Consider the following 23,573-nt stretch of genomic DNA (forward strand, 5'->3'; position numbering starts at 1 on the left):
GAGCTGTCTAGCCTTTCGATACATCAATCTTCTGGTGAAGCACTACGGATTTCGCAGGTGTTAGCTGCATGTTCCGAAGGGTTTGCCTCCGACAGACCGTCCACGGCCGGCCCCACCGCCTCCTCTCCCAGCATGCGCTCGGCAGCACCCCGGTGCAGCTTGGCGGCGGCCGGGTCCCCGAGCCGTTCGAGGGTGTCCGCGAGGCGCAACTGGAGCGCCGCCTGCAGCCGTACGTCCTTGGCCTGCCGCGCCCACTCGGCCGCCTCCTGGCAGGTGCGCAGCGACTCCTCGGGCCGCCCCGCGTACTCCTGCACCCGCGCCAGTTCGCTGAGCGCCCGCGCCTGTGCGGGCACGTCGCCCAGCTTGCGGTGCCCGGCGATCGCCGAACGCCAGCCCCGCAGCGCCTCGCCGTAGCGCCCCGCGTACATGTGGACGGTGGCGATCCGCCCGTGCAGCCGCGCGGCGTCCGCCCGCTCACCCCGCGCGAGCCGCTGCGCGAGGGCCCGCCCGTACCAGTCGGCGGCCCGGTGCCAGTCCTCCAACTGCTGGTACGCACCGCCTACGGATTCCATCGCGCGGCCGGTGGCGTACGGGTCCTGGGCGGCGCGTCCGGCGTCGAGCGCGGCCCGGTAGCGAGCCAGCGCCGTCCGCGTCCGCCCGGTCCCGGCGTCCAGGTCACCCAGGTTGAGCAGGGCGGCGGCCTTCTCCCTCGGCAGGTTCCGCCGCTCGGCGACATCGAGGACCAGGCCGTGCACGGCGTACAGCTCGGGCGCGGCGGCCTCGGTGCCCCGGTGCGCGACCAGGGCCCGCACCAGCGCGGCCATCAGCCGCCGGGCCAGGGTGTCGAGGTCGCCGTCCGCCACGGCCAGCCGGGCCGCGGCGAGCAGCGCGGGCTGCCGGACGCGCAGCCACTCCGCCGCCGCGGCCCGGTCGGGGAAGCGCAGGGCGCTCGGCAGCCCCGCGAGCTTCCTGCGGGCCGGGCTGTCGGCGGGCTCGGTGACGGCGCGGCAGGAGGCCAGCAGGCGGACGGTCCGTTCCAGCATGCGGGCGCGGGCCAGCTGGATCTCGCCCGGCCGGTCCTGCGTCTCGGTGAGGCCGCGCAACATCGGGATCAGGCAGACCGGCACCTCGTACTGCGGCAGCCGCGTGCCGACCGACCGGACGAGCCCGAGCGCCACGAAGTCGTCGAGCGTGGCGCGGGCGGCCGAGACGGAGCAGCCCGCGAGCGCGGACGCGGTGTGCGGGTCGACGTAGCCCTCTGGGGCCAGGGACAAGTAGCGCAGTATGCGGGCGGCCGGGCCGGGCAGGGACGCGTAGGAGTGGCGGAAGACGCGGACGAGCGCGGGCCCCTCGCCGTCCTGCGCGTGCAGTTGCCTCGCGAGATCGGCGACCGACTCCTTGGGCCGCCGCGCCAGCCACCCGCCCGCGATCGCCAGAGCGGCCGGCTCCCCCGCGCACAGCTCGACGAGCGTCTCGGCCGAGCGCGGATCGCAGGTGACGCGGACGGAGCCGATGCGCGCGGTGAGCAGTTCGAGCGCGGACTTGGTGTCGAGCCCGCCGATCGTGCAAGGGCGTACGTCCGCGATCCCCGTGAGCGGGCCCTCGGCGACGGCGACCACCAGGCAGTCCGGGGTGTCCGGAAGCAGCGGGTCGACGTGCTCGGCGTCCCCCGCGTCGTCCAGCAGCAGCACGACCCGGCGCACCGAGAGGCCCTCCCGCAGGCGCTCGGCCAGATCGTCCGCGGACTCGCCGGGGGGCGCGGGCAGTTCGAGCGCGTTCAGCAGGTCACGGGCTACGCGTTCGGTCGGTACGGGGGTGCCGTCCGGTGCGGTCAGGCGGGCCCGCAAGGTGCCGTCCGGGTAACGGTCGGCGACCTGGCGCAACAGCTCCTCGGCGAGTGCGGTGCGGCCCGTGCCAGGGCGTCCCGCGATGAGCAGGACACGGGCGCGGGGGGCCTTCCGGCCGGACAGGGTGTCGAGCCCGGCCCGCTCGATGTCGGCCCTCAGCTCCTTCAATTCCCGCCTGCGCCCCAAGAACTGACCGGCCGTCACGTCACGAGGGGACGGCCCGACCGCCGTCTCGTCGTCCGATTCGACCGCCTGATCCGTCACGGGCCACGCTCCGTCTCACCCAGCCCCTCCGGGGGTCGGCAGGGGCGGTCCCGAGCCTAGTTCAGGGAGCGGGTGCGTCTCCGGCGAGCGGCGCGCCAAGATCGCCCGATCGGATCAGCGGGTTGTCGCACCGCCGCGCGAGGTGACGACCCCGGCCATCTCTCGGGCGCGGCTTCCCTCGTGGCTGGCCGCGCGGTTCCCAGCGCCCCTGAGATGCGCACTCCGTGCGACATCTATGCGGCCGTCTTTCGAGCGCGGCTTTCGTCGTGGTCGCTCGCGCAGTTCCCCGCGCCCCCGGGATGCGCACTCCGTGCCGCATCCATCCGGCCGTCTTCCAGACGCGGCATTCGTCGTGGCCGCTCGCGCAGTTCCCCGCGCCCCCGGGATGCGCACTCCGTGCCGCATCCAACCGGCCGCCTTCCGGGCGCGGCATTCGTCGTAGTTGCTCGCGCAGTTCCCCGCGCCCCCGGGATGCGCACTCCGTGCGACATCCAACCGGCCGTCTTTCGAGCGCGGCATTCGTCGTAGTTGCTCGCGCAGTTCCCCGCGCCCCCGGGATGCGCACTCCGTGCCGCATCCAACCGGCCGTCTTGAGATGCGCACTCCGTGCGGCATCCGACCGGGCGCCTTTCGGGCGCGGGCATCGTCGTGGTCGCTCTCGGGCCTGAAATGGCGCACGCAGTGTGCATTTCAGGGGCGCGGGGAACTGCGCGACCAGCCACGACGTGCCCGAGGTCGCCCGAGACCCGTCGCCCCCGGCGACTAGGCGTCGAAGGGGCGCGCGGGCCACTCCGCCTCGGCGGGCCTCAGCTCGTCCATCAGCCCCCCGGACCGCGCCGCCGCCAGCGAAAGCACCCCCACCACAAGGCAGTTGTTGTGAAGGTCACCCCGGAGCACCCCGGAAACCAGGTCCGCCAGAGGCACCCGCGCGAGTTCCATGTCCGCCTCCTCGTCCTCCACCGCGAAGCGGGCGCCCTCCGCCTCGGAGAGGTCCCGCGCGAGGAAGATGCGGACCGCCTCGGAGCAGCCTCCCGGCGTGGTGTACACGTCAGTGAGGACGCGCCAGTCCTCGGCCTTGACGTGCGCCTCCTCGTAGAGTTCGCGCTGCGCGGCGTGAAGCGGGTTCTCACCGGGGACGTCGAGCAGGCCCGCCGGGATCTCCCAGAGCTTCATGGAGACGGGGTGGCGGTACTGCTTGAGGATGAGGACGCGGTCCTCGTCGTCGAGGGCGAGGACGGCGACGGAGCCGGGGTGGACCTGGTAGTCGCGGCGGGCCACCGACCCGTCGGGCATGACGACGTCGTCCGTGCGCACGGAGGTCTTGTTCCCGACGAAGGGGGTCTCGGTGGCCCGGACCTCCCACTGCTCGGGGGTGTCTTCGATCGCAGTCATCCGCCACGTCCTCCCACGCACACGTACACAAAAGAAACCGGGGCACGTGCCGCAAATGGCACGCACCCCGGTAACCGTACATCGCTCGTACGACAGGGCTTACTTGGCCTTCTTGGACCCCGCGGAACCGGCGGAGCCCTGCGCGGCGACCTTGCGCTCCACCGCCGCCTTCACCAGACCGGCGAAGAGCGGGTGCGGACGCGTCGGGCGCGAGCGCAGCTCGGGGTGGGCCTGGGTGGCGACGAGGTAGGGGTGGACCTCGCGCGGGTACTCGACGTACTCGACGAGCTTGCCGTCGGGGGAGAGCCCGGAGAACTGCAGACCGGCCTTCTTCTCCAGTTCGGCGCGGTAGGCGTTGTTCACCTCGTAGCGGTGGCGGTGGCGCTCCTCGACGTACTCCTTGCCGTCGTACACCTCGCGCACGATGGAGCCCTCGGCGAGCTTGGCCGGGTACATGCCCAGGCGCATCGTTCCGCCCATGTCGCCCTCGCCCGCGACGATGTCGAGCTGCTCGGCCATCGTGGCGATGACCGGGTGGCCGGTGGCGGGGTCGAACTCGGTGGAGTTGGCGTCGGGCACGTCGGCCAGGTTGCGCGCGGCCTCGATGACGATGCACTGGAGGCCGAGGCAGAGGCCGAGCAGCGGCACCTTGTTCTCGCGGGCGTAGCGGATCGCGCCGACCTTGCCGGAGACGCCGCGCTCGCCGAAGCCGCCGGGGATGCAGATGGCGTCGACGTCGCCGAGCTGCTTGGCGGCGCCCGCCGGGGTCTTGCAGTCGTCGGAGGTGACCCACTTGATCTTGACGCGGGCCTTGTTGGCGAAGCCGCCCGCGCGCAGCGCCTCGGTGACCGAGAGGTAGGCGTCGGGCAGGTCGATGTACTTGCCGACCAGGGCCATGACGATCTCGTGGTCGGGGTTGTGGACGCGGTCGAGCAGGTCGTCCCAGGTCGTCCAGTCCACGTCGCGGAACGGCAGGTCCAGCTTGCGGACGACGTAGGCGTCCAGGCCCTCGCCGTGCACGGTCTTGGGGATGTCGTAGATCGAGCGGGCGTCGGGGCAGGCGACGACGGCGTCCTCGTCGACGTCGCACATCAGGCTGATCTTGCGCTTGATGGCGGTCGGGACCTCGCGGTCGCAGCGCAGCACGATGGCGTCCGGCTGGATGCCGATGTTGCGCAGGGCGGCGACCGAGTGCTGGGTGGGCTTGGTCTTCAGCTCGCCGGAGGGGCCGATGTAGGGCAGCAGCGAGATGTGCACCACGAAGACGTTGTCGCGGCCGACCTCGTGGCGGACCTGGCGGACGGTCTCCAGGAACGGCAGCGACTCGATGTCGCCGACGGTGCCGCCGACCTCGGTGATGACGACGTCCACCTCATCGGTCGCCATCCGCCGGATGCGGTGCTTGATCTCGTTGGTGATGTGCGGGATGACCTGGACGGTGTCGCCGAGGTACTCGCCGCGCCGCTCCTTGGCGATGACCTGCGAGTAGACCTGGCCGGTGGTGACGTTGGCCGAGCCGTCGAGGTCGACGTCGAGGAAGCGCTCGTAGTGGCCGATGTCCAGGTCGGTCTCGGCGCCGTCGTTCGTGACGAACACCTCACCGTGCTGGAAGGGGTTCATCGTGCCGGGGTCGACGTTGAGGTACGGGTCGAGCTTCTGCATGACGACGCGGAGGCCCCGTGCCTTGAGCAGCATCCCGAGGCTGGAGGCGGTGAGGCCCTTGCCGAGGGAGGAGGCGACACCCCCGGTGACGAAGATGTGCTTGGTCGTCGTGGATTTGGGCGTCATGGCCAAGAGGGGGCTCCCGTGGTCGCGGTCTGGAGGTGCGTACCGGCGCGGTCCCCGGACGTGTCGAGACTCGTCGGGAGAGGGAGGCGCCGTCGCTGCGGTTCGGGGGTTCGATGACCACCGGCTCACGGGCTACCAGGGTATCAGCGACCCGGGCAGGGTGCTTCCGGCCACGCTCCGCGCACACGTCACCACGGGTCCACGACATCGTCACCCGGTGGTCACCCTTTCGGCGCAGGCGCGTTGCCGGGAGCGGCAAGCGGATCACTTGGGCGCGTCGTATCCTGCTCGCATCAGTCGGCTCGTCGAGTCACACAGGAAAACACCAGCACAGCGGCGCCACCCCCGTCCGTGTCGCAGGTGCCGCCGCCGGAACGACCGGCTCGTCGGTTCGTTTGCAACGACGTACCCCGAAGACGTATCAAGACGATCCGTTGACTTCCTTTTGTGAAGCGTTGACCGTTGACCGTTGACCGATCATCTAGACCTTTGACCGCAGACCGCTAGACCGCATTGCAGTCGTCCCTCGACCCACTGTCGCGGTCCAGGGGCGAACGTGGCCGTTCGACTGGAGACGCACGTGGCCGGGCGCATCGAGGATTACGCACTCATCGGAGACATGCAGACCGCCGCCCTGGTCTGCCGGGACGGCACAGTCGACTGGCTGTGCCTGCCCCGCTTCGACTCGCATGCCATTTTCGCCGGCTTGCTCGGCACCGAGGATCACGGCTTCTGGCGCCTTGGCCCCGCGCACGCGGCCGACTCCGAACCGCCGGCGGCGACGCGCCGCGGCTACCTCGGGGACTCGCTGATCCTCCAGTCCGAGTGGGACACCCCGCGCGGCACCGTCCGCGTGACCGATTTCATGCCGCCGCGTGACGGCGCGCCGCAGCTCACCCGCATCGTGGAGGGCGTCAGCGGACGCGTCCAGATGCGTTCGGCGCTGCGGATGCGCTTCTCGTACGGGCGCATCACGCCGTGGGTGCACAAGGTGGACGGCCGTACGGTCGCGGTCGCGGGGCCGGACTCGGTGTGGCTGGACTCCGAGGCGGAGACGTACGGCAAGAACCTGACGACGTACTCCGACTTCACGGTGGCGCCCGGCGAGCAGGTGGCGTTCACCATCCAGTGGCAGCCCTCGCACCAGAAGCCGCCGTCGCTGCCGGACCCGCAGGGCGCGCTCGCGGCGACCCAGGAGTTCTGGCGGGAGTGGGTCGAGCACTGTACGTACCACGGCCCCTACCGCGAGGCCGTGGTGCGCTCCCTCATCACGCTGAAGGCGCTCACGTACGCGCCGACCGGCGGCATCGTCGCCGCGCCGACCACCTCCCTCCCGGAGGAGATCGGCGGCGTACGCAACTGGGACTACCGCTACACCTGGCTGCGGGACGCGGCGATCACCCTCTCCTCGCTCCTGCGCACCGGTTACCGCGAGGAGGCCCGCGCCTGGCGCGAGTGGCTGCTCCGCGCGGTCGCGGGCGACCCGGAGAACCTGCAGATCATGTACGGCATCGCGGGCGAGCGCGAGCTGGGCGAGGCCGAGCTGGACTGGCTGCCCGGCTACGAGAACTCCACCCCGGTACGGGTCGGGAACGGGGCGGCGCACCAGCTCCAGCTCGACGTGTACGGCGAGGTCACCGAGGCGCTGCACCTGGCCCACATGACGGGTCTCGCGCGCAACGACTACGCCTCGCTGCTCCAGCTCAAGCTCATCCAGTACCTGGAGAAGCACTGGGACGAGCCGGACGAGGGCATCTGGGAGGTGCGCGGGCCGCGCCGCCACTTCGTGCACTCCAAGGTGATGGCGTGGGTCGCGGTGGACCGCACCATCAAGCTCCTGGAGTCGGGCGACGCGGACGGGCCGATCGAGCGCTGGCGCGAGCTGCGCGACGACATCCACCGGGACGTGTGCGCGCGCGGCTACGACGCCGAGCGCAACACCTTCACGCAGTCCTACGGCTCCAAGGAGCTGGACGCGTCGCTGCTGCTCATCCCGCAGATGGGCTTCCTGCCGCCGGACGACAAGCGCGTCATCGGCACCATCGAGGCGATCCAGCGGGAGCTGTCCACGCCGGACGGCTTCATCCTGCGCTACCCGACCGACGGCGACAACGCGGGGCTCGACGGGCTCCCCGGCGACGAGGGCGCGTTCCTGGCCTGCTCGTTCTGGATGGCGGACGACCTCGCGATGATCGGCCGGGTCGACGAGGCCCGCAAGCTCTTCGAGAAGCTGCTCAACCTCCGCAACGACCTGGGGCTGCTCGCCGAGGAGTGGGACCCGCACCTGCAGCGCCAGGTCGGCAACTTCCCGCAGGCGTTCAGCCACGTCCCCCTGATCGACACGGCCCTGCGGCTGACGTCGTCCGGGGCGTACAGCGGCTGACCTCGGCGGTTGCCCATGGAGCGGACGCACCGGTACCGGGTACCGTCCGCTCCATGGACAGCGCCCGGACCCCGCAGAACGCCCCAGGGGGCATCACCGTGCAGCGCGCCCTGGAGCTGCCGGGCCTGCGCAGCGGGCTGCCCGAGGTGGTGGCGGGGCAGGACCGGCTCCAGCGGACGGTGCGCTGGGTGCACGCGGGTGAGGTGCCCAACATCGCCTCCCTGCTCAAGGGCGGCGAACTGCTTCTGAGCACGGGGTACGGGATCGGGACCCGCCCCGCCGAACAGCGGGCCTTCGTCCGCAAGCTGGCCGACCGGGGCATCGCCGCGCTCGTCATAGAGCTGGGCCAGCGGTTCGCCCGGCTGCCCGCCGCGCTCGTCGAGACCGCGCGGGCGGCGAACCTCCCCCTCGTGCAGTTGCACCGCGAGGTGCCGTTCGTCACGGTCACCGAGGAGATCCACACCGAGATCGTCAACGGGCACTACGCGCTCCTGCGCCGCGCCGAGGACGTGCACCGCCGCTGCACCGAGGCCCTGCTGGGCGGCGGCGGAGTCCCGCAAGTCCTGCGCGTCCTCGCCGAGTTCAGCGGCAACCCGGTCTTCCTGGAGACCGTCGACGGACAGCTCCTGTACGCGGCCGGCGCCGCCGGTGACGTCGCCGACCCGCTCCAGGTGTGGGAGGGCATGCGCGCCACCCACCAGGACGAGCCGCCCGGCGGGGCCGTGCTCGTCGACGTCCCCGGCGGCGGGCCCGGGGCCGGTTCGGTGCGGGCGCGGCTCGTGCTGCTCCCGGTGGCGGCGCCGCTCGCACCGGTCCACCGGATCGCCGCCGAACGCGCCGCCGGGTCGCTCGCTGTCGTGCTGATGCAGGCGCGGCAGGAGGAGGAACTGGCGGCGCGCGGGCGCGGCGACTTCCTCACCGACCTCGCCGAGGGGCGGATCGCGCCGGAGGACGCCCCGGCGCAGGCCCGCGTCCTCGGCTTCAAGCCGACGGGCCGGGGGCCGCTCCTCCCGGTGGTCATGCGGCTGCCGGAGACGCCGGTCGGCCCCTCCCCCGGCGGCGGCTGGGCGGTCCTCGCACGGGCCGTCGCGGAGGAGCTGGCGTCGGTCGGCGTGCCGGTCCTGCTCGGCGTACGGCCCGTCGAGGGGCGGGTGCCGCTCCTGCTCGGCCTGCGCGCGGAGTCGGAGCGTCCGGCGGTCGCCGAGCGGGTCGCGGCGGCGCTGCGGGCCGGGGTGGAACGCGCCGGAATGCGCCGTGCGGGCGCGCAGGCCCCGGTCGTCGTGGTCGGCGGCGCGGGCGGCTGGGCCGCAGCCGCGGCGGGCCTGCGCCACGCGGCCGAGACGGCGACGGCGGCGCAGGGCCTGGACGACAAGGCGTGGCACGACGCCCGGCGCCTCGACATCGACCTGCTGCTCTGGCGGCTGCACCGGCACGACGAGGACGCCCTCGCCGCGTTCGTGGAGCGCGCGATCGGCCCGCTCCAGGACCACGACCGGCGCGCGAAGCCGCCGCTGCTGCCGACGCTCCAGGTCTATCTCGCGCACGCGGGCCGCAAGGCGGAGGCCGCGCGCGAACTGCATCTGAACCGGCAGACCCTCTACAACCGCCTCGCCCGGATCGGGGAGTTGCTCGGCACCGATCTGGACGATCCGCAGACGGTGCTCGCGCTCAGCCTGGCGCTGCGGGCCCGCCGTCACGTGCAGCAGCCCGCGCGTTAGAACGCGCCGGTCAACTCGTCGTAGACGCTGAGGACCTGGGCGATCGTCGCGTCCTCGGTCGGCCACGACGCGGCCTGCGCCCGCCCCCGGTCCCGGAGTTCGGCGCGGCGCGCGGGGTCGGAGAGGATCCGCTCGACGGCGCGGGCGAGGGCCGGGGCGTCCCCGTAGGGCACCAATTCGGCGGCGTTCCCGACCAGTTCGGGGATGCCGCCGACCTCCGTCGCCACGAGCGGCACGCCCGCGTGCAGCGCCTCCTGCGCGAGGAGCGAGCGCGACTCCCAACTGCTCGGCAGCAGCGCGACATCGGCGGCGGGCAGCAGTTCGGCGACGTCGTCCCGGCGCCCCACCAGCCGCACGGGCAGCCCCTCGGTCTCGATGCGCCGCTGGAGCGCGGCCCGTTCGGGCCCCTCGCCCGCGATGACGAGCAGCGGCGCCGGATCGAGGCCGAGCCAGGCGTGCGCGGCGTCGAGCAGCACGTCGTAGCCCCGGTGCCGCTGGAGGCTGCCGACGGCCATCAGCAACGGGCGGTCGACGGCGCCCAGTTCGGCCCGGATCTTGCTGCGGGCCCGCTCGGCGTCCTCGGCGTCCCTGCGCTCGGGGCGGCGGGCGGGGAAGGAGACCGCCGCGAGCCGGGCGTCACGGGCGCCGCGCTCCCGGGCCCGGTCGACCAGCTCCGAGGAGGTGCCGAGGACGACGGAGGCGGCGCGGGCGACGCGGCGCTCCAGCAAGCGCAGCAGATGGGCGCGGGCCCCTTCCGCGTAGCCGCGGGTGTGCCAGGTGACGACGAGCGGGACGCCGCGCCCGTGCAGGGCGAGGGAGGCGCGCAGGGCGGCGTGCAGGCCGTGCGCGTGCACCAGGTCGGCGTCGGCGCAGGCCACGCGGAGCGCGGCGACGGACGCCGGGTCGCTGCTGCGCGGGACCGCGAGGTGGTGGGCGCCGACGTCCCCGAACCCGTAGGCGCGTTCGGCCTCCAAGGGGGCGCAGACCGTGACGCGCACGCCCCGCGCGACGAGCCCGGCGGCGAGCGAGCGGACGTGGGCGCTGCTGCCCGCGCTGCCGCCACCCAGCACCTGGACGGTGCGCAGCGGCGGCTGTCCGTGCGCTGAGTGGCTGCTCACGTGGCTCACGCGGCGGGGCTCCTGATGCGGTGGTTCGAGTGCGGGTGGTGCGGCCCTGGAAGCGGTCCAGGCCAAGGATGCCAGCCCGTACGGACGTTCCGGCACCGGCCACGGTCCCCCACCCGGCCGTCCCGGGCAACCCGGCGCACCGGATCACTCACACGGGTGAGGGGGGCGGGTGTCTCAGCCCATGCCCTTCTCGGCCCACGCGCTCACCTGTTTCCCGCAGGCGACGGCGGCGACCAGACCGGCGGCGTGCGCGACGAGCCCCGGCCGCCCGTTGCCCGCGACGATGGCGACACCGAGCGCGGCGCCCAGGGCGTGCGCGCCCGCGTCACCGAGCATGCCGCGCTCGGCCAGGTCGTCCGGGAGGACCGCGGCGGCCGCGCCCATCGGCGCGGCGGCGAGCGAGCCGCGCAGCAGCCCGGCGCTGCCGAGCGCGAGCGCCGCCTGGGCCGCGCGTCCGGGGCGTACGTCCACGAGGTTGACGAGGTGCGCGGTGCTCGCGACGACGACCCCGGCGAGCGCCTTGTCGGCCCACCGCTCCTTGAGCAGCGCGCCCGCGACGAGCCCGGCCGCCGAGACGCCGAACAGCTTCACGGCGCCGCTGGTGACCTCGCCGTGCCGCAGCGCGCCGAGGTGGGCGCGGAAGCCGCGCCGCGGGTCGCCCGCGCCCGCCACGTCGTCGTACGCGCCGCAGGCCCCGGCCGCGAGCGTGGCGATCAGCGTGGCGCTACGCGTCCCCGGGTCCGCGACGAGCGCGCCCGCCGCCGTGCCCAGGGTGACGGCGGGCCCGGCGCACAGATCGACGCCGCGCCCCGCGTGGTTCTTCCGGTCCCACAGGTGCGCGCCGCCCGGCTTCGTACGGCGCAGGGCGGTGCGGGCGGCAAGGGTGACACCCGCGGCGACGGCGGCGACGCGCAGGGCGCGGGCGGGCTCAGGCATCGGCGCGCGCCGCCTCCAGCAGCTCCTCCGCGTGCGCCCGCGCCGTCTCCGAGTCCTCCTGGCCGGCGAGCATCCGCGACAGCTCCCGTACGCGGTCCTCGCCCTCCAGGACGGTGACGCCGGACCGCGTGACGGTTCCGTCGTTCGTCTTCTCGACCAGGAGCTGGCGGTCGGCGAAGGCCGCGACCTGCGGCAGGTGCGTGACCACCACGACCTGCGCGGTCTTGGCCAGCTTGGCGAGGCGCCGGCCGATCTCGACGGCCGCCTTGCCGCCGACACCGGCGTCCACCTCGTCGAACAGGTACGTCGGCACGGGGTCGGTGCCCGCGAAGACGACCTCGACCGCGAGCATCACACGCGACAGCTCACCGCCGGACGCGCCCTTGGCGATGGGCCGGGGCGGGGCGCCCGGGTGCGGGGCGAGCAGCAGTTCGACCTCGTCGACGCCGCTGGGTCCGCAGACCACGGTCCGCCCGTCGACCTCGACGCCGTCGGCGGCGTCCGTCTCGTTCTGCCGGATGTCGAACGACACGCGCGCGTGCGGCATCGCCAGCGAGGCCAGCTCCTCGGTGACGGCGGCGGCGAACCGCGAGGCGGCCTCGGTGCGGGCGTGCGTCAGCTCCTGGGCGAGCGCGCCCAGCTCACCGCGGAGCGACTCGCGTTCGGCGGTCAGCTCCTCGATCCGCTCGTCGTCCCCGTCCAGTTCGAGCAGGCGGGCGGCGCTCGCCTCGGCCCAGGCGAGCACGCCCGCGACGTCCTCGCCGTACTTGCGGGTCAACTGGGTCAGCGCGGCCCTGCGCTCCTCGACGGCCGAGAGCCGCAGCGGGTCGGCGTCCAGGTCGTCGGCGTACCCGGCCAGCTCGGCGGCGACATCCGTCAGCAGGATCTGCACCTCACCGATCCGCTCGGCGAGCGTGGCGAGGGCCGGGTCGTGCGCCCGTACGGCGTCCAGAGCCCGTGCGGCGCCGCCCACCAGGGTGGTGGCGTCCACGCCCTCCGGGTCCTCCGGGTTCCCGGCGAGCGCGGCGTGCGCGGCGGCGGCGGCCGAGGCCAACGCCTCGGCGTGCCCGAGCCGGGACGCCTCCTCCGCCAGCTCGACGTCCTCACCGGCGCGCGGCTCCACGGCGGCGATCTCGTCGAGCCCGAACCGCAGCAGATCGGCCTCCTGCGCCCGCTCCCGCGCGCGCGTGGTGATCTCGTCCAGCTCACCGCTGACGGCCTTGAGCCGCTTGTAGACGGTCGTGTACTTGGCGAGCGGCACGGCGACGGCGTCACCGGCGTACCGGTCGAGCGCCTGCCGCTGCCGCCCGAGCTTGAGCAGCCCTTGCTGATCGGTCTGCCCGTGCACGGCGACGAGTTCGTCGGCCAGCTCGGACAGCACACCCACCGGCACGGACCGCCCGCCCAGATGCGCCCGTGACCGCCCCTCGGCGGAGACGGTACGGCTGACGAGCAGCACGCCGTCGTCCAGCTCGGCCCCGGCCTCCTCGGCGCGGGCCAGCGCGGCCGACCCGGCGGGCACGGCGACGCGGCCCTCCACGACGGCGTTCTTCGCGCCGATCCGCACGAGCGCGGGGTCGGCCCGCCCGCCGAGCAGCAGCCCGAGGCTGGTGACGACCATCGTCTTGCCCGCGCCGGTCTCGCCGGTCACCGCCGTGAATCCGGGTGACAGCTCGACCACCGCGTCGTCGATGACTCCGAGCGACCGTATCCGCATCTCCTCCAACACGAACACGACCTTACGAGGTTCCACCCCGTCCATGCGACGGCCCCCTGACCGAGTGCCCCGAAAGGGGCGCCCCGAAGGGGCGCGGGGAACGACGCGACAACAGACCCCGGTAACGAGATGCGCCGCTCAGGGGCGCGGGGAACTGCGCGACCAACCACGACGAACCGGCACCCGGCCGACGACGACCACCCGGCAGACGAGACGCGCCGCTCAGGGGCGCGGGGAACGGCGCGACCAGCCACGACGAAACCCGCACCCGGCGACGAAAAGCCCACCCCGCAGACGCGACCCGCTAGTGAGGCGCCCCGCGCCACCCAGCGACCGGCAACGCGAACTTCGCCACCAGCCGATCCGTGAACACCGCATGATGCAACCGAGCAAGCCGCACCGGCACGGCCCCCCGCCGAACCTCCACCCGCGCCCCGGCCGGCAACTCCACGGTCCGCCGCCCGTCACACCACAAAACCCCCTGCGGCGTATGCGGCTGAACCTCAACGGCCAGCACCGAGTTCGGCGACGTGACCAGCGGCTTGGCGAACAGCGCATGCGCGCTGATGGGCACCATCAGCAACGCCTCCACCTCGGGCCACACCACAGGCCCACCCGCCGAGAACGCATACGCCGTGGACCCCGTAGGCGTGGCGCACACGATCCCGTCACACCCGAACCCGGTCACGGGCCGCCCATCGATCTCAAGGACGACCTCGAGCATCCGCTCGGGCTCCGTCTTCTGCACGGCGGCCTCATTGAGCGCCCAGTCCCGGTGCACGACATCCCCGTTGCGGTGCACGACGACGTCGATCGTCATGCGCTCCTCGACCTCGTACTCCTTGGTGACGACCCGGTCGACGACCTTGTCGAGGTCGTCGCGCTCGGCCTCCGCGAGGAACCCGACCCGCCCGAGGTTGACCCCGAGCATCGGCACCCCGGACGCCCGCGCGAACTCGGCCCCGCGCAGGAGCGTCCCGTCACCGCCGAGGACGATGAGCAGCTCGCACCCGTCGAGGCAGGCCGGGGTGGCCTCCTGCACGAGCTGCACGGAGGACGGCAGCGGCAGGTCGGCCGCCTCGGCGGCGAGCACCCGCACCCCGAGGCCGCTCTTGAGCAGCCCCTCCACGACGAGTTCGGCACTGCGGATGGCCGCGGGCCGTCCGGTGTGCGCGAGCAGGAAAACAGTACGAGCTCGGGTCTGAGTCAACGCGGCCCCTCCGCCACTGCACGGTCGACGTCGGCCGGGTCCAGTTCGGGAGCCCCGGCCCGCAGCCACAGAAAGTACTCGACATTTCCGGAGGGGCCGGGCAGGGGGCTCGCGGTGACGCCCCGCACGCCGAGCCCGAGCGCGTACGCCTGTGCGGCCACACCCCGCACGGCCTCGGCCCGCAGCTCGGGGCTGCGTACGACCCCGCCGCTGCCGAGCCGCTCCTTGCCCACCTCGAACTGCGGCTTGACCATGAGGACGAGGTCCGCGTCGGGCGCCGCGCACCGCGCGAGGGCGGGCAGGACGAGCCCGAGCGGGATGAAGGAGAGGTCTCCCACCACCACGTCCACCGGCACTCCGTCGATCGCTTCCAGCGTCAATTCGCGTACGTTCGTACGGTCCTTGACGGTGACGCGTTCATCGCTCTGGAGCGACCAGGCGAGCTGCCCGTACCCGACGTCGACGGCGACGACGTGCGCGGCGCCGGCCCGCAGCAGGACGTCGGTGAAGCCGCCCGTGGACGCCCCGGCGTCGAGCGCCCGCCGCCCCTTCACCACGAGCCCCTGCGGCCCGAACGCGGCGAGCGCGCCCGCCAGCTTGTGCCCGCCGCGCGAGACGTAGTCGGGGTCGCTCTCGTCCGCGGCCACGACGATGGACACCCCGGTGTCCACCTGGGTCGCGGGCTTGGTCGCGACGATTCTGGAGACGCTCACCCGCCCCGCGGCGATGAGCTGGCTCGCGTGCTCCCGCGAGCGGGCCAGCTTGCGCTGGACGAGTTCGGCGTCGAGGCGGCGACGTGCCACACCTGCCACGGTCGGTTCAGCTCCTGTGCTCGTACGTCGATGAAGGCGCCGGCGACGGTGCCGGTGAGGGCGTCGCCGAGGGCCGGGGCCCGGCGTCGAGCGCGGTCAGCGCGTTGCGCAGCCCCTGGTGTACATCCTCGTACACCTCGATGTGTCCGTCCGCCGCGAGGTGGTCGACGTCGCCGAGGCGCTCGAGGTGGGCGTCCACGTCGGCGTTGCCGGTGGGGGTGCGCACGATGCCGAGGGGGGCCGGGGCCGCAGGCTCGTACGACTGTTCGGCGGGGTGCTCGCTCATGCCCAGACGCTACCTCGGAAGCCCGGTGTACCGTCGATCACGATGGCCACTACGGAGGAGTGCCGCGCGGCGCTCGACAGACTTTCGGACTCCATGGCGGGCGCGAACGGCGACGTACGGGCCGCCGCGGCGCTCGACCGCACCCTGAGCTGCCGCATCACCGATCTGGACGTGACGTTCTCCGGCCGCCTGAAGGACGGCCGGATCGAGGTGCAGTCCACCCGTCCCGGGCCGCCGGCCGACAAGGCGCAGATCCGTCTCGCGATGACGGGCGACGACCTGGTGGCGCTGGTGAACGGCCGGCTGAACTTCGCCAAGGCGTGGGCCGCGGGCCGGGTCAGGCTGGAAGCCTCGTTCCGCGACCTGCTCCGCCTCAGGACGCTGCTCTAGCCACCTCGGCGTCCACGTCCGACGCCGCTTCCGGGGCCTTCGGATGCGCGGGTTTGCGCGCCTTGCGGGCGGCGGGCACCACCAGCGGCGTCCCCGTCTCCGGGTCGTCGATGACCTGGCACTTCATCCCGAACAGCCGCTCGACGAGATCGGCGGTGACGATGTCCTTCGGCGCACCCTCGGCGATCACCTCGCCGCCGCGCAGGGCGATCAGGTGGGTCGCGTACCGGGCGGCGTGGTTGAGGTCGTGCAGGACGGCGACGAGCGTGCGCCCCTGCTCCTCGTGCAGCTCGGCGCAGAGGTCCAGGACGTCGATCTGGTGCTGGATGTCGAGGTACGTGGTCGGCTCGTCGAGGAGCAGCAGCGGCGTCTGCTGGGCGAGCGCCATGGCGATCCACACGCGCTGGCGCTGACCGCCGGACAGCTCGTCCACGTACCGGTCGGCGAGCTCGGCGACGCCGGTGGACTCCATGGACTCCCGTACGACCTTCTCGTCCTCCGGCGACCACTGGCGCAGCAGGCCCTGGTGCGGGTAGCGGCCGCGCGCCACGAGATCACCGACGGTGATGCCGTCGGGCGCGACCGACGACTGCGGCAGCAGGCCCAGCGTCTTCGCGACCTTCTTCGCGGGCATCGACTGGATGACGCTGCCGTCGAGCAGGACACGGCCCGCGCTCGGCTTCAGCATCCGCGACAGGGCGCGCAGCAGCGTGGACTTGCCGCAGGCGTTCGGGCCGACGATCACCGTGAAGGAGTGGTCGGGTATCTCCACGGAGAGGTTCTCGGCGATGACGCGCTGGTCGTAGCCGAGGGTCACGTCGTCGGCTGTCAGCCTGTTCACAGCGGTGCTCCTAGCGTTCTGGAGGTGCGTCGGGTGCGGCTGGTCCGCCGGTGAGGTCCTGGTGGTGCGGCCGCTCATATCCGGCCCGCCTTGCGCTCGGCGACAAGGAGCCACAGCAGATAGACGCCGCCGACGACGCCCGTCACGACGCCGACGGGCAGTTGATCCGCGCCGAACATCCGCTGCGAGACCAGGTCGGCGACGATCAGCAGCGTCGCGCCCATCCAGGTCGCGGCCATCAGGTTCGGGCCGGGCGACTTGGTCAGGCGCCGGGCGATCTGCGGGGCGGTGAGCGCCACGAACACGACCGGGCCCGCCGCGGCGGTCGCGGCCGCCGTCAGGAAGACGGAGGCCGTGAGCAGCAGCAGCCGGGTCCGCTCGACGCGGATGCCGAGCGCGCCGGCCGCGTCGTCGCCCATCTCCAGCATCCGCAACGGACGCCCGAACGCGGCGACGACCGGCACCAGGACCGCGAACAGGACGAGCAGCGGCCACACCTGCTCCCAGCCGCGCCCGTTGAGCGAGCCGGTCATCCACACAGTGGCGCGGGCCGCGTCCACGAAGTCGGCCTTGGTCAGCAGATAGCCGTTGACGGCGGTGACGAACGCGGAGACGCCGATGCCGACCAGGACGAGCCGGTAGCCGTGCACGCCCCGCTTCCACGCGAGGACGTAGATCGCGAGGCCCGTGACGAGTCCGCCGACGAGCGCCCCGAACGCGACCTGTGTGGCGCTGCCGCCGAAGATCACGATCATCACGAGCGCGCCCGCGGTCGCGCCCTGGTTGAGGCCGAGCACGTCGGGGCTGCCGAGCGGGTTGCGTGAGATCGACTGGAAGAGCGCGCCGGACAGGCCGAGCGCGCCGCCGACCAGGAGGCCGACGAGGACCCGCGGCAACCGCAGGTCGTTGATGATGAACTCCTGCCCGGCGTCACCGTGCCCGGCGAGGGTGCGCAGGACGTCGAGGGCTGGGATCGGGAAGTCGCCGGTGCCGATGAGGACGACGCTCGCGGCGAGCGCGGCCACCATGAGCACGGCCACGACGACGGCCGAGCGGACGTCGAGGCGTACGGAGAGCCCGCCCGGCGTGCGTATCGCTTTGGTCGTTTTCACCGTCTTCACAGCTGGGCCAGCCTCCGGCGTCGTACGAGAAGGATGAAGACCGGGGCGCCGATGACCGCGGTGACGATGCCGACCTGGAGCTCGGCGGGGCGGGCGACGATCCGGCCGACGACATCGGCGCCGAGCAGCAGCACGGGGGACAGCACCGCCGCGTACGGCAGAATCCAGCGCATGTCGGGGCCGGTGAAGGAGCGCACGATGTGCGGCACCATCAGGCCGACGAAGACGATCGGCCCGCAGGCGGCGGTCGCGGCGCCGCACAGCAGCGTCGCGGCGGCCATGCTGAGCGCGCGAGTGCGGCCGAGATGGGCACCGAGGGCGCGGGCGGTGTCGTCGCCCATGGCCATCGCGTTGAGCGGCCGGGCGAGAGCGAGCGCGAGCACGGCGCCGACCGCGATGAACGGCAGCACCTGCTCGATGGTGTCCATCTTGGCGCTGGCCAACGAGCCGACCTGCCAGAACCGCATCCGGTTCAGCGCCACGTCGTCGGTGATCATCACGGCGTAGAGGTAGCCGGAGAGCGCGGCGGTGATCGCGGTACCGGCCAGCGCGAGCCGCACGGGCGTCGCACTGCGCGTACCGCCCAGCACATACACGAGCACACCGACGGCGGCCGACCCGAGGAAAGCGAACCACACATAGCCGCTGAACGAGGTCACCCCGAAGAAGCTGATCGCCGTGACGACGGCGGCGGAGGCGCCCATGTTGATGCCGAGGATGCCGGGGTCCGCGAGCGGGTTGCGGGTCAGCGCCTGCAGCACGGCGCCCGCGAGGCCGAGCGCGAGGCCGGCGAGCAGCCCGAGCAGCGTCCGGGACACCCGCTCCCCCACGACGATGTCGGCATAGTTCCCCGAGTCGTGGAACAGCCCGTGCCAGACCTGGTCCAGCGAGAGCGGTTTGGCCCCGACGGCGATGCTCGCGACGAGAACGGCGAGCAACACCACCGCGGCGGCGAGCAGCCCGGCCGTACGTATCGCCGTGCGGCGGCCGGGCGGCGCGGGGGCGGCGTCCGCGCCCGTTTCTGGAGGACTCTCAACCAACACGAGGTTAGGTTAGCCTACCCTCGACCCGCCCACCCTGAGCCGGCCGACCCCGCAGCTCCCCAGAGGGGCGGGGGCCCAGAACCCGGAGACCGGGAACTTGGGCCCAGAACCCGGAGCCCTGCGCCGGAGCCTCCAGAAAGCGGGCCGGGAGCCTGGGGCCGGAGCCCTACAGTCCCAGCCTCCCCCGCGCCTTCTCCGAGTCCAGCTCGCACACCCCGTCCCCCGCAGCCGTCCAGGCCGCCGCGCACAGCGCCCGCAGCCCGTCCATCGCGTCACCGTCACCCTCAAGTTCCAGCCGCTCATCCCCCGCCGAGGCCGTCCACCCACCGCACCGGAACCCGTCCCCCTCGGCCGTCACCTCGGGCTGCCCGGTGAGCACCCCGCGCAGGTCCCTGTCCACATACGTGGGCCGGTGCTGCGGCGGCGCGGCGAGGAGCTGCGCCGCGTCCGTCACCCCGGTGAGCACGAGCAGCGAGTCCACCTCCCCGTTGAACGCCCCCTCGATGTCCGTGTCGAGCCGGTCCCCGACCACGAGCGGCGTCCGCGCCCCCGTACGCAGAATCGTCTCCCGGTGCATCGGCGGCAACGGCTTCCCCGCGACCTGCGGCTCCGCCCCCGTCGCGATCCGGACGACCTCGACCGCCGCCCCGTTCCCCGGCGCGATGCCGCGCGCGCTCGGGATCGTCAGGTCGGTGTTGGACGCGAACCACGGCACACCACGCCCGGCGATGGCGTAGCAGGCCTCGGCGAACCGCCCCCACGCCATGTCGGGGCCGCCGTACCCCTGCACGACCGCGACCGGCTCGTCGTCCGCCGAGTCGACCGGCTCGAGCCCACGCTCCCGCAGTGCGACCCGCAGCCCCTCCCCGCCGACGACGAGCACCCGCGCCCCCTCGGGCAACTGCTCGGCGACGAGCCGCGCGACAGCCTGCGCGGACGTGATGACGTCCTCCGCCTCGGTCGGAATGCCCAGCTCCACCAGGTGCTCGGCGACGGCGTCCGGCGTACGCAGCGCGTTGTTGGTGACGTAAGCGAGTTTCATCCCCGCCTTCCGCGCATCCGCCAGCGACTCCACGGCGTGCGCGATGGCGTGCCCGCCCGCGTACACCACCCCGTCCAGGTCGAGCAGCGCGGTGTCGTACGCCTCGCTCAGCGCCCGCGCGCTGCTCCCCGGCCGCACCCGCGGCTCCACGCCGGCCGCACCGCCCGCACTCTGGCTCATTCCGTTCCGCCCTTCCTCGATCCCACTCCCCCGATCATCCCCCACGCCACTGACACTCGTACGATGCCCGCATGAACACTGCAGGTGACGGCCTGGATCTGCGCCCCTTCCGCGGGGTGCGCTACGACCCCGAGCGCGTCGGCAGCCTCGCGGCCGTCACCTCACCCCCGTACGACGTCGTCGTCCGCCCGGACGGCCTGCTCCACCTGGAGAGCGCGGACCCGTACAACATCGTCCGCCTGATCCTCCCGCAGGCCACGTCCCCGCAGTCGCGCAACGACCAGGCGGCCGCGACCCTGCGCCGCTGGCTCGCCGACGGCATCCTCGCCACCGACACCGAACCGGCCCTCTACGTCTACGAGCAGCGCAACGGCGAACTCCTCCAGCGCGGCCTCATCGGCGCCCTGCGCCTGTCCGAGGCGGCGGAGGGCGTGGTCCTGCCGCACGAGGACGTCATGCCGCACATCGTCGAGGACCGCGCGGCCCTGATGCGCACCACCGAGGCGAATTTCGAGCCACTCCTGCTGACCTACCGAGGCACGGACCCCGCCGACACCGACACCGATGCTGCCACTGACGACGCCACTGACGCCGAAGCCGAGGGGCCCGGCGCCGCGTCGACACTCATCGAGCACACCACCCGCCACACCAGCCCCCTCCTCTCCACGACGACCGAGGACGGCTACCACCACCGCCTCTGGGCGATCACCGACCCCGCGGACATCCGCACGGTCCAGGACGACCTCGCCCGCCACCAGGCCCTGATCGCCGACGGCCACCACCGCTGGGCCACCTACCTGCGCCTGCGCGCCGAACACCCGTCGCCGACCCCCTGGGACCACGGCCTGGTCCTCCTCGTCGACACGGCCCGCTACCCCTTGCGCGTCCGCGCCATCCACCGCCTCCTGAACAACCTCCCGCTGGAGGAGGCCCTGGCAGCGGCGTCCCCCCACTTCCGCATACGGGAAGTCCCGGGTCCGCTCCCCCAAGCCATGGAGTCCCTCGCCGAGGCGGCCCGCCACGGCAACGCGTTCCTCCTCACCGGCACCGCCGACACGTACCACCTGCTCGACCGCCCCGACCCCGCCCTCCTCGACCGGACGATCCCGAAGGACCGCCCCGAGGACTGGCGCACCCTGGACGCGACGGTCCTGCACTCCACCCTCCTCGCCCACCTGTGGGGCATCGCCGAGGACTCCCCCGCCGACGTCACCTACATCCACTCGACGGACGCGACCGTCGAGAAGGCCCGCCGCGACGGCGGAACGGCGGTCCTGATGCACCCGGTCCGCGAGGAGGTCGTCCGCGAACTGGCCCGCCAGGGCGTGACGATGCCCCGCAAGTCGACGTCGTTCGGCCCGAAGCCGGCCACCGGGCTCGTCCTCCGCACACTGACGAACGACTGAACCAATACGACTGAGACGACGGACGGGCGGGCCCCCCGAAGGGAACCCGCCCGTCCGTCGTCTCACACGGGACGCGGCCGCTGCCTACTTGCTCTCACCGGCATCGTCGTCGCGGTGATCGTCACTGTCATCGTCCTCGTCGCCGTCGAAGGCGTCGACGAACTCGACACCGTCCAGCTCGGCCAGGCGGTCCGACGCGTCCGTGGTGCCGTCCTTGTCGGACTCCACGGCCTTGGCGAACCACTCGCGCGCCTCGTCCTCACGCCCGGCGGCCAGCAGCGCGTCGGCGTACGCGTACCGGAGCCGCGCCGTCCACGGCTGCACGGAGTTCGACGCCAGCTCGGGGCTCTGCAACGTCACGATGGCGGCGTCCAACTGCCCCATGTCACGCCGCGCCCCGGCCGCGACGAGCCGCATCTCGACCTGCCCGGCCTTGTCCAGCTTGTGCACCTCGGGCGCCCCGGCCATGTCGAGCGCCTTCTCAGGCCGCCCGAGCCCACGCTCACAGTCGGCCATGACGGGCCACAACTCCACACGCCCGGTCATCCGCCGCGCGGCCCGGAACTCGGCGAGGGCCTCACCGTAGTTCTGCGTCGCGTACGCGGCGAACCCGGCGGCCTCCCGCACGGCGGCCACGCGCGACGCGAGCCGCAGCGCGATCTTCGCGTACGCGTAAGCCGTCTCGGGGTCCTCATCGATCAGCCGGGCGACCATCACCAGGTTCTTGGAGACGTCCTCCGCGAGCCCCTTCGGCAGGGACTGCAACTCCTGCTGCACGTCCTTGTCGAGCTCATAGCCGGAGACGTCCTCCGGGATCGGCAGCCGCTTGATCGGCTCACGGTCCCGCTCCCGCTCGTCCCGGAACCGCCCGCCGCCACGACGGTCGTCCCGCCGGTCGTCGCGCCCACGGTAGCCACCGCCACCGGGCCGACCGCCCCGGTCATCCCGCCCACGGAACCCACCACCGCGCCGGTCGTCACGACGATCGTCGCGCCGGTCATCACGCCGGAAGGGCGGCCGGTCACCATCACGACGGGGCCCACGATCGCGGTCCCGGTCACGGTCGCCGTACGAGGGCCGGTCACGGTCATCACGCCGGTACGAAGGCCGGTCGTCACGCCCACGGAACCCACCACCACGGTTGTCGTCACGCCGGTCATCACGACGATCGTCGCGCCGGTCGTCACGCCGGAAGGCGGGCCGGTCACCATCACGACGGAGCCCACGATCACGATCCCGATCACGGTCACCGTACGAGGGCCGGTCACGGTCATCACGCCGGTACGAAGGCCGGTCATCCCGCCCCCGGAACCCGCCACCACGGTTGTCGTCACGCCGGTCGTCACGGCGGAAGGCGGGCCGGTCACCATCACGACGGGGCCCACGGTCACGATCCCGGTCACGGTCACCGTACGAGGGCCGGTCATCGCGCCCACGGAACCCACCACCGCGATTGTCGTCACGCCGGTCATCACGACGATCGTCACGCCGGTCGTCACGGCGGAAGGCGGGCCGGTCACCATCACGACGGGGCCCACGGTCACGATCCCGGTCACGGTCGCCGTACGACGGCCTGTCGTCACGCCCACGGAACCCGCCACCACGGTTGTCGTCCCGCCGGAACCCACCGCCGCGATTGTCGTCGCGCCGGTCATCACGCCGGTAGGACGGCCGGTCACCGTCACGGCGAGGCCCACGGTCACGATCCCGGTCACGGTCACCCTGGGGACGGTCACCACGCCGGTCACCGCGCGGAGCGCCCCCGCGGTAGCCGCCCCGGTCACCACTGTCCCGGCGGCGCTGGTCGCGCTCCGGTCGCTCGTCGGGAGAGTTGGGGGACATCGGGGACTCCTGTCTTCGGTACCGCTGTCATTCTCGCGCAGCCGGGGTGCCGGCGCGCTCCGAGAAAGTCTCTGGAAATACAAAAAGGACCTTTGGTCCCAGCATGTGTGCCGGGACCAAAGGTCCTCTCAATAATAGTTCGGCGGCGTCCTACTCTCCCACAGGGTCCCCCCTGCAGTACCATCGGCGCTGTGAGGCTTAGCTTCCGGGTTCGGAATGTAACCGGGC

At 72.9% G+C, this 23,573-nt stretch carries 19 protein-coding genes and 1 rRNA gene; 4 read left to right on the plus strand and 16 right to left on the minus strand.

The features are described 5' to 3' along the window. Positions 1-23: 23 nt before the first annotated feature. The 3 genes from ABZ877_RS31395 to ABZ877_RS31405 form a co-directional block, all read right to left on the minus strand. Complete coding sequence (locus tag ABZ877_RS31395; RefSeq protein WP_361078115.1) at positions 24-2,051, minus strand: tetratricopeptide repeat protein; 2,028 nt, start codon at positions 2,049-2,051, stop codon at positions 24-26. 822 nt (positions 2,052-2,873) lie between these two features. Beyond that, positions 2,874-3,503, minus strand: a complete 630-nt coding sequence (locus ABZ877_RS31400; RefSeq protein ID WP_361078055.1) for an NUDIX hydrolase — start codon at positions 3,501-3,503, stop codon at positions 2,874-2,876. 99 nt (positions 3,504-3,602) lie between these two features. Next, positions 3,603-5,291, minus strand: a complete 1,689-nt coding sequence (locus tag ABZ877_RS31405; protein WP_361078059.1) for a CTP synthase — start codon at positions 5,289-5,291, stop codon at positions 3,603-3,605. Between the two features lie 580 nt (positions 5,292-5,871). Between ABZ877_RS31405 and ABZ877_RS31410 the strand changes: the two genes are divergently transcribed. Beyond that, positions 5,872-7,674 carry a glycoside hydrolase family 15 protein gene (locus ABZ877_RS31410; RefSeq protein WP_361078117.1) on the plus strand — a complete coding sequence of 601 codons (1,803 nt, stop codon included), beginning with the start codon at positions 5,872-5,874 and terminating at the stop codon, positions 7,672-7,674. Between the two features lie 53 nt (positions 7,675-7,727). Beyond that, on the plus strand, positions 7,728-9,392 hold the full coding sequence (locus ABZ877_RS31415) for a PucR family transcriptional regulator (RefSeq protein WP_361078062.1): 1,665 nt from the start codon (positions 7,728-7,730) through the stop codon (positions 9,390-9,392). Here ABZ877_RS31415 and ABZ877_RS31420 read toward each other — a convergent pair. From ABZ877_RS31420 to ABZ877_RS31445, 6 genes are all read right to left on the minus strand, one after another. After that, a complete protein-coding gene (locus tag ABZ877_RS31420) occupies positions 9,389-10,519 on the minus strand; it encodes a glycosyltransferase family 4 protein (RefSeq protein WP_361078064.1) in 1,131 nt (376 codons plus the stop codon). The genes ABZ877_RS31415 and ABZ877_RS31420 overlap by 4 nt on opposite strands. A gap of 174 nt (positions 10,520-10,693) precedes the next feature. Further along, entirely contained in the window at positions 10,694-11,455 is a 762-nt protein-coding gene (locus ABZ877_RS31425; RefSeq protein WP_361078067.1) for a hypothetical protein, read from the minus strand. Continuing rightward, entirely contained in the window at positions 11,448-13,172 is a 1,725-nt protein-coding gene (gene recN, locus ABZ877_RS31430) for a DNA repair protein RecN (RefSeq protein WP_361078120.1), read from the minus strand. The genes ABZ877_RS31425 and recN overlap by 8 nt, the downstream gene beginning before the upstream one ends. A gap of 304 nt (positions 13,173-13,476) precedes the next feature. Further along, positions 13,477-14,382: an NAD kinase gene (locus tag ABZ877_RS31435; RefSeq protein ID WP_361078070.1), complete on the minus strand. Its 906-nt coding sequence runs from the start codon at positions 14,380-14,382 to the stop codon at positions 13,477-13,479. Beyond that, positions 14,379-15,194 carry a TlyA family RNA methyltransferase gene (locus ABZ877_RS31440; protein WP_361078073.1) on the minus strand — a complete coding sequence of 272 codons (816 nt, stop codon included), beginning with the start codon at positions 15,192-15,194 and terminating at the stop codon, positions 14,379-14,381. Before ABZ877_RS31440 ends, ABZ877_RS31435 begins: the two co-directional genes overlap by 4 nt. 7 nt (positions 15,195-15,201) lie before the next feature. Further along, positions 15,202-15,480, minus strand: a complete 279-nt coding sequence (locus ABZ877_RS31445; RefSeq protein WP_361078076.1) for a hypothetical protein — start codon at positions 15,478-15,480, stop codon at positions 15,202-15,204. A gap of 42 nt (positions 15,481-15,522) precedes the next feature. Here ABZ877_RS31445 and ABZ877_RS31450 point away from each other — a divergent pair, with 42 nt between their 5' ends. Continuing rightward, positions 15,523-15,870 (plus strand): SCP2 sterol-binding domain-containing protein, encoded by a 348-nt coding sequence (locus ABZ877_RS31450; RefSeq protein ID WP_361078079.1) that lies wholly within the window; start codon positions 15,523-15,525, stop codon positions 15,868-15,870. Here ABZ877_RS31450 and ABZ877_RS31455 read toward each other — a convergent pair. The 4 genes from ABZ877_RS31455 to ABZ877_RS31470 form a co-directional block, all read right to left on the minus strand. Then, positions 15,854-16,789: an ABC transporter ATP-binding protein gene (locus ABZ877_RS31455; RefSeq protein ID WP_361078083.1), complete on the minus strand. Its 936-nt coding sequence runs from the start codon at positions 16,787-16,789 to the stop codon at positions 15,854-15,856. The two genes, ABZ877_RS31450 and ABZ877_RS31455, sit on opposite strands and share 17 nt — an antisense overlap. Next, entirely contained in the window at positions 16,786-17,823 is a 1,038-nt protein-coding gene (locus tag ABZ877_RS31460; RefSeq protein WP_361078123.1) for an iron chelate uptake ABC transporter family permease subunit, read from the minus strand. The genes ABZ877_RS31455 and ABZ877_RS31460 overlap by 4 nt, the downstream gene beginning before the upstream one ends. A 5-nt stretch (positions 17,824-17,828) precedes the next feature. Continuing rightward, positions 17,829-18,875 carry an iron chelate uptake ABC transporter family permease subunit gene (locus ABZ877_RS31465; protein ID WP_361078086.1) on the minus strand — a complete coding sequence of 349 codons (1,047 nt, stop codon included), beginning with the start codon at positions 18,873-18,875 and terminating at the stop codon, positions 17,829-17,831. Between the two features lie 166 nt (positions 18,876-19,041). Further along, complete coding sequence (locus tag ABZ877_RS31470; protein WP_361078089.1) at positions 19,042-20,097, minus strand: HAD hydrolase-like protein; 1,056 nt, start codon at positions 20,095-20,097, stop codon at positions 19,042-19,044. Between the two features lie 71 nt (positions 20,098-20,168). On the opposite strand from ABZ877_RS31470, the gene ABZ877_RS31475 reads away from it, so the two are divergent. Beyond that, the gene (locus tag ABZ877_RS31475; protein WP_361078092.1) at positions 20,169-21,503 is read left to right on the plus strand and encodes a DUF1015 domain-containing protein; all 1,335 of its coding nucleotides are present in this window, start codon (positions 20,169-20,171) and stop codon (positions 21,501-21,503) included. Between the two features lie 84 nt (positions 21,504-21,587). Here ABZ877_RS31475 and ABZ877_RS31480 read toward each other — a convergent pair whose 3' ends face one another. The 3 genes from ABZ877_RS31480 to rrf form a co-directional block, all read right to left on the minus strand. After that, positions 21,588-22,325 carry a tetratricopeptide repeat protein gene (locus ABZ877_RS31480; RefSeq protein WP_361078126.1) on the minus strand — a complete coding sequence of 246 codons (738 nt, stop codon included), beginning with the start codon at positions 22,323-22,325 and terminating at the stop codon, positions 21,588-21,590. Beyond that, positions 22,217-23,224 (minus strand): hypothetical protein, encoded by a 1,008-nt coding sequence (locus tag ABZ877_RS31485; protein WP_361078129.1) that lies wholly within the window; start codon positions 23,222-23,224, stop codon positions 22,217-22,219. The genes ABZ877_RS31480 and ABZ877_RS31485 overlap by 109 nt, the downstream gene beginning before the upstream one ends. Positions 23,225-23,482: 258 nt before the next feature. Continuing rightward, positions 23,483-23,573: ribosomal RNA gene (gene rrf, locus ABZ877_RS31490) — 5S ribosomal RNA — on the minus strand; the annotation flags it as partial.

It is taken from the genome of Streptomyces sp. NPDC046939 (genome assembly GCF_040644575.1).
GTDB lineage: Bacteria > Actinomycetota > Actinomycetes > Streptomycetales > Streptomycetaceae > Streptomyces.